This is a genomic window from Stenotrophomonas sp. X (genome assembly GCF_055721025.1).
In genome coordinates this window covers 2248462-2264642 of record NZ_CM146756.1, presented here as the reverse complement: position 1 = coordinate 2264642, position 16181 = coordinate 2248462, and the positions used below count along the sequence as shown (strand labels likewise).

Sequence of the window (16181 nt, the reverse complement as noted above, 5' to 3'; positions counted from 1 at the left end):
AACTACAGCGCGACCAGCACGAAGAAGCAGGTGGCGCTGGTGGTGTGCCCGCTGGGCAGGGAAGGGCCGGCGGCACCGGCCGGGCTGAGCGTGGCGTCGAAGCTGAAGGGGCGTGGCACCGGTGCGAAGACCTTGATGCTCTGCACGGCCAGCGTGACCACCATCAACGCCATCAGCATCAGGCGGGATGCCTGCGCGCCGAACGCAACCCACAACACGGGCATTGCCAGCAGATAGAACCAGAATTCGCCCAGGACGTTGCCGATCATCGCCAGCCCGCGCACCGGCCACTGCTGGGTGCGGTGCACGCGATCCAGCTCCGCTTGGCGGAAGGCCGAGGCGGCCCCGAAGCGCGCGACGGGGCGTACTTCACTCTCGGCTACTGCGTGCAGGCGCTGATACGCGTGCTCCAGCTGCTGCGGGAAGCGCGTGGGCAGCTGGCGGGCTTCGTCACGGCTGACCCAGCGCGCCTGAATGATCTCCCGCCCGAGGTGGGGCGCATCCAGCACATTCACCGCATTGCCGTGCACCTGGACGGGTTCGAGGGCACGGCAGGCGAACACATGCACACCCGCCCTGTCGTCCAGCAGGTCGGTGGTGGCGACGGCAAACCCAGCTTCTTCCAGCGCTTCGCGGGCGGCGGTCTGTTGCGGCAATTCACCGTGTTCTGCCGTTCCGCCAGGCAGCTGCCAGCGCGAGGTGACATCCTGCACCAGCAGCAGGCGCTCACCCGAGCGCATGACGCAGACCGAGGCGGCGGTTGCCAGCGGGGGTACGAGCAGGAGTGTTGCGAGCAGCACATGTCGCAACGACGTGGTGAACGAGGGAAAGGCTGGAAGGCGCATGGCACCACCGCGTGGGGAGGGTCACGCCGATGGTGGAGTACGGCCGGGAAGGGCACTATCGGATTCGTACGAATCCGATAGTGCACTTTTGTAGATCCACGCCATGCGTGGATGGCGTTCGCGAATTGCCTGACGATCCGTCGAGCCGTGCCCGCGCTCGGCTCACCGGACCAGACGGAGCCTTGCATGGCTCAGCGCTACAGCAACCGCGTTGTGCGGGCGTACTGCGAGAAAAGACAATCGCGATGGGGCATGTCTTGTTTAGCTGGCTGCAGCGTTCGTAGTGCGGATGGATTTGCAGCAAGTTGCATGGCATTCGGTGGCGTACGGCGCGAAAGTTTCCGGGCATAACACCTTTCGATTCCTGGACGCCATGAACAACCTCACCCGACAGCCTCTGGCGGCAGCACTGGTGCTGGCCCTGGTTCTGCCCGCAGCATCGGTGGCCGCCGCTCCTCCCGGCGTGCCTTGCCCGAGCATTCCGCGCCCGGCAGATCCGGGTGATCCGGCTGTAGAGGTGTCCTACCTGTGCGGCGTTGAGATTGCCGCACACGGTCTCTGGTTCGATCGGTCGCTGGAGGTCTACGACGCCACCGTGATCGGCAGTCGCGATCGCTGGCCTGGCGTGGAGATGGACATCATCACCATGGCTATCTGGTGATGGACGACAGCCCGGTCGAGACTAGAGGGATGATGTCCGACGCCGTGGTGATGGCCAGCAACCATGTGGACGGCGCAAGGATCGGCCGGTCGCACCTGCGGACCTCCGGCGAGGCTTCGACGGGTTTGTACGCAGGCAACATTTCGCCGGACGCGTCAGGTCTTATCGCCAAGGCGAATACGACCACACCGCCTACGAAGTGCAGGCCGGCGCCGAGCTGAAGCTGGGCCAGCGCTGGGGGGCCGTGGGGCGGCCTGAGCGTGCAGCGCAGTGACCGTGGCTATCGCAACGTGGGCGGCCAAGTGGGTTTGCGCATGGCCTGGTGATGTCTGTCTGGGTGCGATGAATCAGCGGTAGCTGACAATGAATGGCGTAGATCGCCATAGTTTGTCGTGATCAACTTTGAAACAAGTTGTATTCAGATGCTCTGGGTGAACTGACACAGTGGCCGCTTCTGAAATCCGCCTTTTCTCCGGATACACAACAAGTAGAAGCATCGATGCGTTCGGCGCCACCTCGTCATCTCCTTGCCGCCTCATTGGCCGGCATCCTGTTTCACATCCCGCTGGCCATGGCACAGCATGTTGTCGCTGATGGCAGCATCGCGGGTGAGGACTTCAAAATGCCTGCAGCGGGTGACTATGTCACCACTGATCCTGCCCAGCACGCCTTCCATGCACTTAATGGCGGCATGATCTTCGGCGACGACGGTATCCACTTGTCAACCCAGGGTGAGAAAGCTGCCGGCGTGCGCGTGGAGGGAGCGGGCAGCGCCGTGTTCCTGGGTCGCTCCAGCAGCATTCTGACCACGGGTCATGGCGCGGCGGGTATTGCGGCAGTGGCGGCGGGGTTCGATGGAACGCAGATCGCCATTGAAACCCGCGGTGACGCCGCAAGGGGTGTCGACCTGGACAACGCGCAGCTCGCGTTGTCGCAGGCGACAGTGCAGACCTCGGGAAATGCGGCACACGGTATCGTCGCCACAGGAGGCAGCCACGTCCAGTTGCAACGCACTGATGTGATGGCTCTGGGGGCAGGCGCGTGGGGCGCGGTACTGCGCGATGCCAGCCAGCTGCAGCTGGATGGCACGGTGGTTTTCAGTGAAAAGCATGGCGCAGTGCGCATTGAAGGTAGCGGCGACACCCGTATTGAACTGTCCAACGGCGCATTCCTGTATGGCGGGAATGGCACAGCGGTATCCCGGGATCCAGCAGCTACCGGACGCGTCGATGTCGTGCTGAGCGGAGGCTCGGAAATCCGCGGCGATATTGTTTCGGCACCGGGCGTTACGTCGAGCCCTGTCGGCGCGGCGGCGGATCTGCACGTGCGGCTGTCCGGTGCGTCAACGTGGACGGGACGTTCGGACGCCGTGCGTTCGTTGTGGCTGGAGAATGGTAGTACCTGGGCGTTGAGTGGAGATTCGCGTGTCGGATCGCTTGATGTCCGCAGCAGTGCGCTGCATCTTTCCGAGGGAGCGCGCTTCAACTCGCTGACGGTTGAGGGTGATCTGCATACGGAGGATGCGCACCTCTACTTCCGTGGGGCGCTGGAAGGCGATGACTCGGCCGTGGATCGCCTGCATGTGGTGGGTGACACCCATGGCGATGCGCGCGTCTACGTGTCCAACGTCGGCGGTGTGGGTGCAGCGACGCTTGAAGGCATCACCGTGATCCAGGTCGATGGCAGGTCGGATGCGAGCTATACGCTTGCTGGGCGTACCGTTGCCGGCACCAACGAGTATTTCCTGCACAAGGGTGGTGTGGCCGGCGGTGAAGGCAACTGGTACCTGCGTTCCGAATTGCCGACGACGCCCGATCCGTGCCAGGTCGATCCGTTGGCGCCGGGCTGTGCGCCGATCGAGCCGATCGAGCCGGTTGACCCGGTTGACCCGGTCACTCCGCCGTCTGTGCTGCGCCCGGAGGCCGGTGTCTACCTGGCCAATCAAATCGCTGCGCTGGGCATGTTCAGCCACCGGCTGAGTGATCGGCTGGGCAGCCTGGATGGAGGTGATGCACGCAATGCCTGGGCACGGTTCGGGCATGGTCAGGCCAACTTCACCGTGGTGGGTGGCCAGCTGTTGGCCAACGGCAACACCTCGGTGCTGCAGATCGGTACTGACCTGCTGCGGCGTGGCAACGCGGCTGCCGGGGTGATGCTGGGCAGTGGTCGCGCCGACAGCAGCGCAGTGTCTGATCTGACTGGCTACAGTGCCAAGGGTCGGGTGCGTGGCAGCGCGGTGGGCGTGTACGGCACCTGGTTGCAGGAGGCCGATGGCACGCGAGGCGCGTATGTGGATGCGACCCTGCAATACGGCCGATTCGACAACCGGGTGCAGGGCATCGGCCTGGCGCCGGAGCACTACGATTCGCGCATGGCCAGTGCGTCGCTGGAGACCGGCTACACCTTCAACGTGTGGCAGGGTGCCGCAAGCGCACTGTATGTGCAGCCGCAGCTGCAGCTGAGTCATGTTGACTTCCGCGCCGATCGCCACGTGGAGAGCAATGGCACGGTGATCGACCACGCCGATGCCGGTGGCCTGAGCGGGCGCCTGGGCGTGCGCGTGTTCGGTCATGGCACTGCCGCCGGCAACACCGTGCAGCCGTACCTGGGCGTGAACTGGCTGCGTGGCAGCGGCACCAGTACGTTGCAGTTCAACGGTGACACACTGGGGGCGGACGTGCCGCGCAACCGCTACGAAGTGCAGGCCGGTGCCGAGCTGAAGCTGGGCCAGCGCTGGGGGGCGTGGGGCGGCCTGAGCGTGCAGCGCGGTGACCGCGGCTATCGCAACGTGGGCGGCGAAGTGGGTTTGCGCATGGCCTGGTAAGTGAGCCTGCATCGGAGTCAGATCCCCTTGCCAAGGCAAGGGGATCTGACCCCGGCTGCTGCTGGAGAGCCGAGTCTATGCTCGGCTCCACAGCAGATCCACGCCATGCGTGGATAACTTCTCAAAAATCCATGGTTGCCGAGAACAAAGCCGTTCTCGGTGCCCCCAGCGCCAGGCTGGAAAGCAACGGCATGCCCCAATACGCCTTGTTGGTCACGTTGTTCACCGTGGCGCGCAGCGCCAGCGGCCTGCCGGCCAGTGTGGTGCTGTAGCGCGCCCCCACGTCGAATAACGTGCGCCCCGGTACCGACAGGCGGTTGTCGGCACTGATGTACTGCTTCGACATCGCCGTGGCGTTGCCGGTGAGGGTCAGGCCTTCCAGCGCGGGCACATCCCATTCCACACCGAGTTTGGCCTGCCGCTGCGCAATTGCCGTGGCCATGCGTCCTTCATTCACGCCGCCCGCCGTGCGGGTCAGCTTCGGCTGCACGTAGGCCACGCCGCCCAGCAGGCGCACGCCGTCCAGTGGCGCACCGAAGAAGCCCCATTCCACGCCGCGGTTCCGCTGTTCGCCGCCGAACGAGAAGATATTCGTGACCGGGTCGGTGTAGCTGCTGGGCCGCTTGATCTCGTACACGCTGAAGGTGTGCGCGAAGCGGCCCAGGTCCAGCTTCAGGCCCAGCTCTTTCTGCCTGGTGCGGAACGGCGCGAATACATCGCCGGCATTGGCGGCGGTCATCGGCGCGGTGGCGCCCTGGCTGAGGCCTTCGATGTAGTTGGTGTAGAGGGAGATCGTGTCGGTGGCCTTCACCAGCAGCGCCGCTGCCGGGGTGGTGGCGCTCTCGTCGTAGCGCGAGGTGCGTGCACCCGTGGCGACGTTGAAGGTCTCACTGACCACCTGCTGGCGGCGCACGCCCAGGGTCAACTGCACGCGCTCATCGGCGAAGGACAGGGTATCGGCAACGCCGAGGCTGTCCAGCTGCAGTTCGGTATGCGAGATGTGTGGCGCCACGAACGGCGCGGCCGGGCCCCAAACCGGGTTGTACAGGTTGGTGGTCCAGTCCCAGCCCGGCACGCTGCGGCGGCCGTAGTCGTTCTGGGTGTGCTGGTAGTGGGTCACGTTGGCAGCCCACTGGTGGCCGACGCTGCCGGTGTGGAACGAACCGCGCAGGCCGGCATCTGCGGACTGCTTCCTGATATCGAAGGCGAGCTGGCCGATCACCGTGGTGAAGTCGCTGGCCGGATTGAGGATCTGCGCGCTGATCGAACCGTTGTAGCGGTAATCGGTCCTGCTGGTGCCGTAGGCCAGGTAGGCCATCAGGGTATCGCTGATATCCAGTTCGCCGCGCAGCATCGCGCCCTTGTCCTGGCTGTCCACGTAGGCCCAGTCCGGATTGATCAGCGTATCGCCACGCGGCGGCCGCGGAATGGCGACGCCGGGTGCCAGGCCGACGCCACGTGCGGGGCCGTCAACACGGTCATCGGCGCTGTACAGGTCGGCCGACAGCCGCGCACGTTCGCCGCGCCAGTCCAGTGCCAGCGAACCGAGCTGGACCTTCTTGCGCTGCTTGCCCACGGCGCCATCGCCATCACGGTACGCGCCGTTGAAGCGGACGCCGAACTGCTTGTCCGCGCCGAGCCGACGGCCCATGTCCACATGGGTGCCGAACTGCGCGTCGGAGGCGAAGTTGGCGCTGAGCCGCAACAGCGGCTGCTCGCCAGCGCGCTTGGGCACCAGGTTGACGCTGCCGCCGACCGAACCACCCGGCGGCATGCCGTTAAGCAGCGCGGAGGGGCCCTTCAGTACCTCGATGCGTTCGAACATTTCCGGCGAGGTGCGGTAGTAGGGCGCCATGCCACTCAGCCCGTTGAAGGTGGTGTCGCTGGTGCTGGAGGCGAAGCCGCGGATTGCGTAGTTCTCGCTCCAGGAACCGGTGACGCCGTTGCTGAACACCGTGGGGTCGGTGGCGGCGATGACGTCGGTCAGGTCCTTGGCCTGGCGGTCGCGGATGAAGGACTCGGTGTAGCTGACCGTACTGAACGGCGTATCCATGAAGTCCTTGTCGCCGAGCAGGCCGATACGGCCGCCGGCGGCCACCTGGCCGCCGGCATAGTCGCCGGTCACGCGGCGCTGTTCCTGTACCTGCACCGAGGGCAGGGTGGACGGCGCGGTTTCGGCCAGCGCGGCACACGATGCCATCAGGCCAAGCGCGAGCGCCGATGCGCGGTAGCGCCGGGCCAGCCCGTGTGGAAGTGGCTGGCTGCAGGACACGGCGGCAGCATGGTTCTGTGAAGAGTAGAAGGGGGATACGGTCATGCCAGGGTCCTGTGAATCGCGAGGGCGAGCGCGCCTGGCGCGCGGCCATCGGCAAGCACGGGGGAGGGCGCAGCGCGGGGTTGTCGGCTGGGTGGGGACCTGGCGGGAAGTGAGCCACGGGCTCGATCCGGACGGCGCCATGATTGCGAACCAGACGCATTCCGAATTAGTTGAGTAAATTAAACTAAAGAGACCGAAGCGGACAAGAGGGTCCCTTTGCTGGCACCCTCGGCAGGGTATGAACACGCAACGCGAAACCACGGTGCCGCCTCGCGGCCGTCCACCGACCATCACCCCCGAGCGCCTGGCCGACATCGGCATCCGCCTGGGTCTGCCCAACCTGACCATGGCCAACGTGGCCGCCGAACTGGCGGTGACCCAGCCCGCGCTGTACAAGCGCGTGGCCAGTTTGGAGGCGTTGAAGCGGCTGGTGGCGGAGGCAGTGTTCCAGCGCTGGCAGATCCCGCGCGCGTCGGCCGATGCGGCGGGCGGTCTGCAGGGCTATCTGATGGTGTTCGTGGCATCGTTGTGCGAGGTGGTGAAGGCGCATCCCGGGTTGCCGCCATACCTGCTGCGGCGCACGGTGGCGACCGCGCCGATGCTGGAAAAGATTGCCTCGCACCAGGCGCATGTGGCCGAAGTGTTCGGCCTGCCGATGGACAAGGCACGCTGGCTGCTGGCCACGATCGCGTTCTATTGCATCGCCGGTGCCGACACCATCTACGCGATTGCGGACGACGAAGAAGGCCAGGTGATCACCGAGTTCAAGCAGGGCATGCGGGCGCTGGTGATCGGGTCGTTGCAGTTGTTGGATGCGGAGGACGCGGACGGATCACCGTGATGCCATCCACGCATGGCGTGGATCTACAATGCGGCCATGCCAGCCACGCCCACCCTTGAAGATCTGCGCCGCTATGCGGTGGCGCGCACCCTGTTCAAGCCGACCACGCTGCTGACCGCGATCCGGAAGCTGGGCTTCGTGCAGGCCGACCCGATCCGGGCACCGGCACGCGCGCAGGATCTGACCCTGCGGCACCGGGTGAAGGACTATCGCGCGGGTGATCTTGAACGTCGTTATGCGCGCTTGCCGGTGGAAGAGGACTGCCTGGTGAACTACGGCTTCCTGCCGCGCGAGCATCTGGCGCTGATGCACCCGCGCGTGTCCAAGCGCGAGTGGGACGCCGAGACCCATCGCCGCGCGGCCGAGGTGCTGGCGTTCGTGCGCGAGCGCGGCAGCGTACACCCCCGCGAGGTCGACCAGGCGTTTGCGCATGGGCGGGTGACCAACTACTGGGGCGGCACCAGCAATGCCAGCACGCACCTGCTGGACGGCATGCACTACCGCGGCCTGCTGCGCGTACAGCGGCGCGACAGTGGCACCCGCATCTATGCAGTAGCCGAGCATGCCGAGCCGGATGCCAGCGAGCAGGCACAGATCGAACGCGCCGCTGCCCTGATTGATCTGGTGGTGCGCAAGTACGCGCCGCTGCCATCGGCCAGCCTGACCTATCTGGTGCGCCTGCTGGGCTATGGTGCACCGCATCTGGCCGAGCAGACCCGCAAGGCATTGGCGCTGGCCAAGCAGCAGCTGGCCAGCTGCACGCTGGAGGGCACCACATGGTACTGGCCGGCAGACGAGAATCCACGCTCGCGCAAGCACGCGCCAGACGAGCAGGTGCGCCTGCTGGCGCCGTTCGACCCGGTGGTATGGGACCGCCGCCGTTTCGAGCTGTTGTGGAATTGGGTCTACAAGTTCGAAGCGTACACGCCTGCGCCGAAACGCCAGTACGGCTACTACGCACTGCCGGTGCTGTGGCACGACCAGGTAGTGGGCTGGGCCAACCTGAGCATGCGCGACAGTGAGTTGGTGTCGAGCGTGGGTTATGCCGGCAAGTCGCTGGCCCGCGACAAGGCATTTCGTGGCGCGCTGGACGACGAGTTGCAGCGCATGGCGGAGTTCCTGTAGCGCCAAGCGGCGCATGGGTACCTATCTGGTGCTGGCCGCGTTGGTGTGTTCGTCTGTGATCGGGCTGGGCTTCGGCTGCTTCCCGGCACGCAGTGCTGCACAGCTGGACCCTATCCAGGCACTGGCGGCGGAATAGGGCCGCCCGCTATGGCACCTGTAGAGCCGAGCCCGCGCTCGGCTGCACTCCGTTCAGGTCGCGCTGTACCGAGCGCTGCGCGCAGCAAGCCGAGCATGGGCTCGGCTCTACAGCTACTCAGCGCACCTTGCCTTTGATTGGCACGCTTCCTGGCAGCTGGGAATAGCCGCCGTCACCCCAGTGCCGGGTGATGCGCTGGAAGAACAGCGAGTTCGGCACGCGCAGCAGGCAACCGCGCGCGCCGTCGCCACGATCACTCAGCGTGGTGTAGATCAGGTTGATATCAACCACCTGACCGCACAAGCCCGGCTTGTCCACGCTTTCCAGCACTTCGATGGCGTCATTGATGCGGAACGGGCGCGTGGCGACGATCAGGAACGAACAGAACAGGTTGGACAACACGCTCCATGCGGCGCAGAACGCCACCGCACCGACCGCCATGAACCCGGTCAGCGCGGTCCACAGCACCGAGCGCGACACGCCCAGTCGCTCCAGTATCAGCAGCGCGGCCGCCAGATACAGCAGCAAGGCACCGCCGCGGCGCAGGCCCACATGAAGCTCTGGTGCCAGCCTGCCGCGCTGCCGCGCCTGCACCAGCAGCCACGCCAGGGCATGCACCATCACCCATGCGACGCCGAGGATGGCCAGCACCTCGGCCACCGGCACAACGACGGTCAGCCAGTCCTCGATCCAGGCGGGCAGTCCGGCCATGAGGGGTCACAGTGTTGCCGCGCCGCCGGAGATGGTCAGCAGCGCACCGGAGGTGTAGCTGGCGCTGTCCGAAGCCAGCATCACATAGGCCGAGGCCAGCTCGGCCGGCTGTCCGGGGCGGCCGAACGGCGTCTGTGCGCCGAACTGTTCGACCTCTTCGGCGGCCATGCCTGCGGGAATGAACGGCGTCCAGATCGGGCCGGGCAGCACGGCATTGACGCGGATCTGATGCTCGGCGAGCAGGCCGGCCAGCCCCAGCGTCAGGTTGGCGACGGCACCTTTGGTTGCAGAATAGGGAAGGATGTTCGGCGTCGGTCGTTTGGAATTGACCGATGCGGTGTTGATGATCGCACCACCACCGCGCAGGTGTGGCACGCACAGCCGGGTCAGATTGAACACGGCATGCACGTTGGTATCGAACGTCCGCTTCCAGTCATCCAGGGTGATGTCGTCGAAGTGCTCGTAGTAGCGCTGGTAGGCCGCGTTGTTGACCAGGATGTCGAGACCGTCCAGTTCGCTGGCCACGCGGTCTACGAGCGATCGCGCCTGCGCCGGGTCGCTGATGTCACAGGGCACCAGCACGGCCTTGCGCCCGGCCTGTTCGATCTGCTGCTGCACATGGCGGGCGTCGTCCTGCTCGCCATCGAGGAATGCGATGGCAACGTCGGCGCCTTCGCGCGCGAAAGCGATCGCCACCGCCGCGCCGATACCGCTGTCACCGCCGGTGATCAGTGCCTTCTTGCCCTGCAGCAGGCCATGCCCGCGATAACTGTCCTCGCCGTGGTCCGGCCGGGGCTGCATCTGCGCAGTCTTGCCGGGGAAGGATTGCTGCTGGGCCGGGAAGGGCGGGCGTGGGTAGTCGGGCAGGGCCATCGTCACTCTCCGAAAGGAAACCGGCGCCAGTCTCCCTGCAAGCGGGTAAACGGCTGGAGGGCGCGGTGTCGTTGCAGCGTGGACGCCTGCGCGCGCGGCTTCACACTGGATGCGCGATGGTGGTCATGATGCTGTTGGCCGGTTGCCTTGAATCCAGCCGCGTGTGCTGCACGATGATCGGCTGGTTGGATTCGACGAGGGTGGCGAAGCCCGTGCCGCGCGGCACAGGTGCCGGATCCTGCAGATCGTTGAAGCGCAGATGGCAGGTGCGTCGCGCCGGCACCGTGATCCGGTAGGGGCCCACCGGATCGCGGTCCTCGAAGTAGAGGGTCAGGGTGACATGTGCGTCCTCGTTGCCGGCATTGAGGACGCAGCATGTTTCGTGACTCTGCATCTCCGGTGACGGGCCGTTGCTCCAGGCCGGAATGTAGCCCTCGGCGATAGCCCAGCGTCGATGCCCGATGCAGGGAGTGTTCGTTTCCATGACGCCGTTTTAGCTGGAGGGGTGTTGCCATCGTGTCCAGTCCCCGCACGGAATCCGTGATGACCATCGGCTACCACGCATCGCATGAGCAGTTCCCGCCCGCCACCTTGCTGGGCCTGGCGCTGCGCGCCGAACAGGCGGGATTCGAGGCCCTGATGTGCTCCGACCATTTCCACCCCTGGACGACCGCACAAGGGCAGTCGGGCCACAGCTGGGTGTGGGCCGGCGCGCTGGCGATGCAGAGCGCGTTGACCCTGGGCATGGTGACCTGCCCGATGCTGCGCCAGCACCCGGCCCTGGTGGCACAGGCAGCGGCGACGCTGGAGCAGCTGGCGCCGGGCCGGATCTAGCTGGCGCTGGGCACCGGCGAGGCCCTGAACGAGCGCATCACCGGCCAGCCGTGGCCAGCCAAGCGCGAGCGGCAGAAGGCGCTGCGCGATGCTGCCGAGGTGATGCGGCGGCTGTGGGGCGGCGAGCGGGTCGACCACGACGGTGGCTTCCAGGTGCGCCAGGCACGGCTCTACAGTCGCCCGGCGCTGCCCTTGCCGCTACTGGGGGCGGCCGTCACTGAGGAAACCGCACGCTGGATGGGGGGCTGGGCCGATGGCCTGATCACCATCAGCCAGCCACTGGCGCAGTTGCGGCGTGTGGTGGCGGCGTTCGAACAGGGCGGTGGCAGGGGCAAGCCGATGTATCTGCAGGCCAAGCTCTCCTACGCGCGTGCCGAACAGGCGGCACTGGAAGGCGCGATGGAGCAGTGGAGCGCCAATGTGCTGCCACCGGAACTGGCCGAAGGCCTGGACCAGCCCGAGCAGTTCGAGGCACAGGCCCGGTCGGTCAGTGCCGAGGTGCTGCGCCAGCACGTGCATGTCTCGGCGGATCTTGGCCAACACCGGGCCTGGCTGCAGGAACTGCACTCACTGGGCTTCGATCGCATCTACCTGCACAACGTGAACCGCGAGCAGGACCGCTTCATCGACGACTTCGCCGAACACGTGCTGCCCGCACTGCGCACTCAGGCGCCCTCGGCGGCCAGCCACGCGTAGCCGTGGCCCTGCAGGAAGCAGCGGTTATCCTGCATGGTGGTGCCGTGGCCCACCAGCGTACGCAGCGGGCCGTGCAGGGGCACCTCTACCTCAACCGGGTTGTCGCCGAAGTTGATCAGTGCAAGCGCCTGGCGGGGTGAATCGCCGTAGCGGAGCATCAGCAGCGCGGGTGAGGGTGGATCGAGCGTGTGTGGCCCCTGCTGCAGCACGGGATGGGCATTGCGTTGCTGCAGCAGCTCGCGCACACGCCGCAGCAGCGAGCCGGGCGTCGCCCGTTGCGCCTCGACATTCACCGTCCGGTAACCGTAAGCGCCGTCTGCCGGAGGCGCGCGCCACGCATGCCGTGGCTGATCGGTAAACCCCGTCCCTGGGCGGTCGTGCCAGTGCATCGGCATCCGCACGGCGTTGCGCTCGGGCAGTTCCAGGCAGTCGCCCAGGCCGATTTCCTCGCCATACCGGATCACCGGCACCTGACCCAGCGACAGCAGTGCGGCCCAGGCCATGGCCTGCCACGCGGTGTCGCCGTCCAGCATCGGCGCCAGCCGGCGGCGGATGCCGCGGCCATAGATGCGCATGCCAGGTTCGGGCGCGAAGCACTCCATCACCGCTTCGCGTTCGTCGGGCCGCAGCTGCTCCAGGTCAAGCTCATCATTGTTGCGCAGCCAGGCGATGCGGGTGTGCGGCGGCGCCTGCGATCCGTATTCGGCCATGACCCGGGCCACTTCGCTGGCGTCGCCGCGCGCCAGGCCCAGGAAGAAATGATTGTTCAGATGGAAGTCGAGCAGGTGCGAAAGCCGCCGCCCCTGGCACAGGAAGTCACCGTAGCGGGACGCGCGGACATCCGCTTCGCCGATCAACGGAAGCCCTGGCTGCTGTGCATCTGCCGTGGTGCGCATTTCCTCCAGCAACCACAACCCGTCGTCGCGCGGGTCGGCGTGGCGGGCGCGCTCGACCATGTACGGGACCGCATCCACGCGGAAGCCGGCCACGCCGCGCTGCATCCAGAACGTCATCACCCGCAGTAGTTCGTCGCGTACTGGCGCATGGGCCAGCTCCAGGTCTGGCTCGTGCCGGTAGAACATGTGACGGTTGAACGCGCCGGCCTCGGCGTCCCATGTCCAGGCAGACGCCTCGATCGGCGGGAACATCGGCTGCAGGCCGTCGGCGGGCACGTGGTCGCTCCACAGGTACCAGCGGCGCCATGCCGGGTCGCCTCGCTGCGCCGCGACGAACCATGGGTGGGCGCTGGCAGTGTGCTGCATCACCAGCTCGATGATGATGCCGATACCGCGTGCGTCGGCAGCATCGACCAGGCGCTGGAACGCCGCCTCGTCACCCAGGCGTGTATCGATGCGGTAGTGATCGGTGACATCGTAGCCACCGTCACGGCCGGCGTTGCAGTAGAACGGCAGCAGCCACAGGTGGCTGACACCGAGCCACTGCAGGTAGTCCAGCTTTTCGGTGATGCCATCCAGGGTGCCCCAGCCGCGCCCATTGCTGTCGCGGAACAGGTAGGGGTCGACCTGGTAGATCGCGCGCAGCGGGCGCACCGCCATGGGGCTTCTCCGTCACTGGCCACGGGTGACCAGCCTGCTGTCGCCCGTGGCAGCGGTTCGTGAAACGGATGGCACCCTGTCATGACATGGCATCCACGGACTCTGCATGCGCGGGCGCGCACAGTGAATGCTCATTCCCGGCGCCGAGGAGGCTTCCTGCATGGCCCGACGTAAAACGCTTCGCATTGCCACGTTCAACGTCAACGGCATCGGCACACGCTTGCCGCAGCTGTTGGACTGGTTGCACAGGGAATCGCCGGATGTGGTTGCCCTGCAGGAACTGAAGGCGACCGACGCCGCGTTTCCGGCTTCAGTATTGGAAGAGGCGGGCTACGGCGCGCTCTGGCAGGGCGAGGCGCGGTGGAACGGCGTGGCGCTGCTGGCACGAGGGACCACGCCGGTCGAGAGCCGCCGCCGATTGCCGGGCGAGCCCAAGGACACCCAGAGCCGCTACCTGGAGGCGGCGGCGCACGGGGTCATCGTGGGTGCCCTCTACCTGCCCAACGGCAATCCGCAGCCCGGGCCCAGGTTCGACTACAAGCTGCGCTGGATGGCGCGCCTGATCCGGCATGCGCGCAGCCTGGTCGAGCTGCCGCACCCGGCGCTGCTGCTGGGTGATTTCAACGTGATTCCCACCGAAGCCGACGTCTACGACCCCAAGGCATGGCGCCGCGATGCGCTGTTCCAGCCCGAGGTGCGCGAGGCCTTTGAACGGCTGCTGGCGCAGGGCTGGACCGATGCGTTGCGGAAGGTGCACGGCAACGCCACGATCTACACCTTCTGGGATTATTTCCGCCAGCATGCCGAGCGCGACCGTGGGTTGCGCATCGATCATCTGCTGTTGAACCCCGTACTGGCGGAGCGACTGAAGGACGCTGGCGTCGACCGCTGGGTACGCCTGCAGGCAAAGGCCAGCGACCACGCGCCGGCGTGGGTGACGGTAAGCGCGTGATCAACGCGCGGTTGGGTCCTCGCGTCGCTCGCGGCGTACCCGTGCGCGGGTGCGATACAGGCGGCTGTCCGCTTTCTGGATGGTGTCGGCCACCGGCTCGCCGGGCGTGTTGATGGCCGCACCCATCGAGAACGCGCTGGGCGAGAGCGCGGCGTGGTCCTGGTACCAATGCTCCAGTTCGCTCAACCGGCCGTCCGCAGGCGCGACCAGTACCACCATGAATTCGTCGCCGCCCAGTCGCACCACTGTCTCATCCTTGCCCAGCGGTGAGCGCAGGAACGTGGCGAACTCGATCAGGACGGCGTCGCCACGCCGGTGGCCTTGGGTGTCGTTGATGTGCTTGAAGTGGTCCAGGTCGAACATCACGCAGGCCCAGCGCTCGTCAATCAGTTCATCCAGCCGGTGCAGGTAGCGCCGGTTGTAGCACTGGGTGAGCGGATCCTTGAAGGACATTTCGCGCAGCTGCTGCTCCTGCATCCGCAGCGCGGTGACGTCCTGTGCATGTCCCAGCACGTAGGGCGGGCTGGCCTCGCTGTCGAGCACGTTGTGGTACGCCCAGTAGTGGCGCGTACCGTCGGCGGCAATCAGCTCGATCACGCCAGCGTCGGTGTGATTTGCCCGGATCCGAGCGAGGTAGGCCTTGAAGCCCTCGCGTTTTTCCGGCGGCATCAGGTCACACAGGCTGCGCCCGATCATCTGGCTTTCCTCGAAGCCCAGCGACTGCACCGCCGCGGGATTCACCGAGGTCAATGTGCCGTCCAGCGTGTGGGTGCAGATCAGGCCCAGGCTATAGTGGAACAACCGCCGGTAGCGGGTTTCGCTCGCTTCCAGCGCGTCGAGCGCGGCTCGCTCGTCCGTGATGTCCTGGATCGCCCCGACCAGGCGCGGATGGCCGTCGACCTGTTGCCGGCTGCCGACCACCCGGGTCCAGATCGCGCGCCCGTCGGCGGTGGTCATTGGCAGCTGCACCTCCCAGGACGTGCCTTCGTCGATGCAACGCTGCACTGCTGCCCGGATGATGTTGCGGCTGTCTTCGCGATAGAACGAGAGTGCGGTCTCCAACGTAGGCTCGAAGTTGCTGCGTACGCCATGCAACTGCTTGGTTTCCCGTGTCCAGCGCACCTCGTTGGTCAGCAGGTCCATCTCCCAGCCGCCTACCCGTGCGGCACGGTTGGTACGCTCCAGGAAGTCCTCGCTGCGTTTCAGCTCGCGATGCAGCGCCTTGGCCTGGCCCACCTGCGCCATCAGGGTGCTGCGCTGTTCCAGCACCTGGGTGGTGACCCGCGCCAGATGCACCATCAGTTCGCGCTGGGAGGGGGACAGCACACCGGGCATCGGGTCGAGCAGGCACAGCGTGCCGATACGTGCGCCGTGCGCCGAGCCCAGAGGGATGCCAGCGTAGTGGCGGATACGCGGCCCACCCGTCACCAGGGGATTGGTGGAGAAACGTGGGTCCTGGCGCGCATCGGGTATCTCGAACAGCTCGTCCTGGCGTATGGCATGGGTGCAGAAGGAAATTTCGCGGGCCGTTTCGCTGACGCCTTCAAGGCCGATGTTGGCCTTGAACCACTGGCGGTCTTCGGCCACCACGCTGATCAGGCCCATGGTCATGCCAGTTGCGGCGCGGGCGGCGGCGACGATGGCATCGAACACCGGCTCCGGCGGCGTATCCAACAGGTGCAGTCGTTCGATTTCGAGCAGTCGTTCGGCTTCGTCCATGGCGCTTTTCAGGGCTGGGTGGCGAGGGCGGTTGCGGCGGCTGTCTGGGACTAACGTAGTAGGTGCGGCGTTATGTATCGCCATGGCTGGG

At 66.3% G+C, this 16181-nt stretch carries 14 protein-coding genes and 2 pseudogenes; 8 read left to right on the top strand and 8 right to left on the bottom strand.

Going from position 1 to position 16181, the window contains the following annotated elements:
• Positions 1 to 2: 2 nt before the first annotated feature.
• Positions 3 to 845, bottom strand: coding sequence for an NUDIX domain-containing protein (locus tag ACZ75I_RS10475; protein WP_472957816.1), 843 nt, complete (start codon positions 843 to 845; stop codon positions 3 to 5).
• 373 nt (positions 846 to 1218) lie between these two features.
• Between ACZ75I_RS10475 and ACZ75I_RS10470 the strand changes: the two genes are divergently transcribed.
• Together ACZ75I_RS10470 and ACZ75I_RS10465 are read left to right on the top strand one after the other, a co-directional pair.
• Positions 1219 to 1506: a hypothetical protein gene (locus ACZ75I_RS10470; protein WP_134967820.1), complete on the top strand. Its 288-nt coding sequence runs from the start codon at positions 1219 to 1221 to the stop codon at positions 1504 to 1506.
• Positions 1507 to 1699: 193 nt separating this feature from the next.
• Positions 1700 to 1832: pseudogene (locus tag ACZ75I_RS10465) on the top strand (autotransporter outer membrane beta-barrel domain-containing protein); the annotation flags it as partial.
• Positions 1833 to 2041: 209 nt separating this feature from the next.
• On the opposite strand, the gene ACZ75I_RS10460 reads toward ACZ75I_RS10465, so the two are convergent.
• Complete coding sequence (locus tag ACZ75I_RS10460; RefSeq protein WP_346476041.1) at positions 2042 to 2224, bottom strand: hypothetical protein; 183 nt, start codon at positions 2222 to 2224, stop codon at positions 2042 to 2044.
• Between ACZ75I_RS10460 and ACZ75I_RS10455 the strand changes: the two genes are divergently transcribed.
• Positions 2225 to 4330, top strand: a complete 2106-nt coding sequence (locus ACZ75I_RS10455) for an autotransporter family protein (RefSeq protein ID WP_472957815.1) — start codon at positions 2225 to 2227, stop codon at positions 4328 to 4330.
• 121 nt (positions 4331 to 4451) lie between these two features.
• Here the strand turns inward: ACZ75I_RS10455 and ACZ75I_RS10450 are convergent, their stop codons facing one another.
• Complete coding sequence (locus tag ACZ75I_RS10450) at positions 4452 to 6647, bottom strand: TonB-dependent receptor (protein ID WP_346476043.1); 2196 nt, start codon at positions 6645 to 6647, stop codon at positions 4452 to 4454.
• A 238-nt stretch (positions 6648 to 6885) separates the two neighbouring features.
• On the opposite strand from ACZ75I_RS10450, the gene ACZ75I_RS10445 reads away from it, so the two are divergent.
• The 3 genes from ACZ75I_RS10445 to ACZ75I_RS10435 are packed head-to-tail and all read left to right on the top strand — an operon-like array spanning position 6886 to position 8749.
• On the top strand, positions 6886 to 7488 hold the full coding sequence (locus tag ACZ75I_RS10445) for a TetR/AcrR family transcriptional regulator (protein ID WP_180867103.1): 603 nt from the start codon (positions 6886 to 6888) through the stop codon (positions 7486 to 7488).
• A gap of 12 nt (positions 7489 to 7500) precedes the next feature.
• Entirely contained in the window at positions 7501 to 8613 is a 1113-nt protein-coding gene (locus ACZ75I_RS10440; protein ID WP_346476045.1) for a DNA glycosylase AlkZ-like family protein, read from the top strand.
• Between the two features lie 13 nt (positions 8614 to 8626).
• Positions 8627 to 8749, top strand: coding sequence for a hypothetical protein (locus ACZ75I_RS10435; RefSeq protein ID WP_260619799.1), 123 nt, complete (start codon positions 8627 to 8629; stop codon positions 8747 to 8749).
• Between the two features lie 117 nt (positions 8750 to 8866).
• Here ACZ75I_RS10435 and ACZ75I_RS10430 read toward each other — a convergent pair whose 3' ends face one another.
• The 3 genes from ACZ75I_RS10430 to ACZ75I_RS10420 form a co-directional block, all read right to left on the bottom strand.
• Positions 8867 to 9460: a mechanosensitive ion channel family protein gene (locus tag ACZ75I_RS10430; protein ID WP_346476046.1), complete on the bottom strand. Its 594-nt coding sequence runs from the start codon at positions 9458 to 9460 to the stop codon at positions 8867 to 8869.
• 6 nt (positions 9461 to 9466) lie between these two features.
• Positions 9467 to 10333: a glucose 1-dehydrogenase gene (locus ACZ75I_RS10425; RefSeq protein WP_019659796.1), complete on the bottom strand. Its 867-nt coding sequence runs from the start codon at positions 10331 to 10333 to the stop codon at positions 9467 to 9469.
• Between the two features lie 100 nt (positions 10334 to 10433).
• Positions 10434 to 10817: a sensory rhodopsin transducer gene (locus ACZ75I_RS10420; protein ID WP_180867110.1), complete on the bottom strand. Its 384-nt coding sequence runs from the start codon at positions 10815 to 10817 to the stop codon at positions 10434 to 10436.
• A gap of 59 nt (positions 10818 to 10876) precedes the next feature.
• Between ACZ75I_RS10420 and ACZ75I_RS10415 the strand changes: the two are divergent.
• Positions 10877 to 11863, top strand: a pseudogene (locus ACZ75I_RS10415) (TIGR03885 family FMN-dependent LLM class oxidoreductase).
• Here the strand turns inward: ACZ75I_RS10415 and ACZ75I_RS10410 are convergent.
• Positions 11833 to 13419: an alpha-amylase family glycosyl hydrolase gene (locus ACZ75I_RS10410; RefSeq protein WP_472957814.1), complete on the bottom strand. Its 1587-nt coding sequence runs from the start codon at positions 13417 to 13419 to the stop codon at positions 11833 to 11835. The pseudogene ACZ75I_RS10415 and the gene ACZ75I_RS10410 sit on opposite strands and share 31 nt — an antisense overlap.
• A gap of 160 nt (positions 13420 to 13579) precedes the next feature.
• On the opposite strand from ACZ75I_RS10410, the gene ACZ75I_RS10405 reads away from it, so the two are divergent.
• On the top strand, positions 13580 to 14371 hold the full coding sequence (locus ACZ75I_RS10405) for an exodeoxyribonuclease III (protein WP_180867116.1): 792 nt from the start codon (positions 13580 to 13582) through the stop codon (positions 14369 to 14371).
• Here the strand turns inward: ACZ75I_RS10405 and ACZ75I_RS10400 are convergent, their stop codons facing one another.
• Positions 14372 to 16090 carry a sensor domain-containing diguanylate cyclase gene (locus ACZ75I_RS10400; protein WP_346476051.1) on the bottom strand — a complete coding sequence of 573 codons (1719 nt, stop codon included), beginning with the start codon at positions 16088 to 16090 and terminating at the stop codon, positions 14372 to 14374.
• Positions 16091 to 16181: the final 91 nt, after the last annotated feature.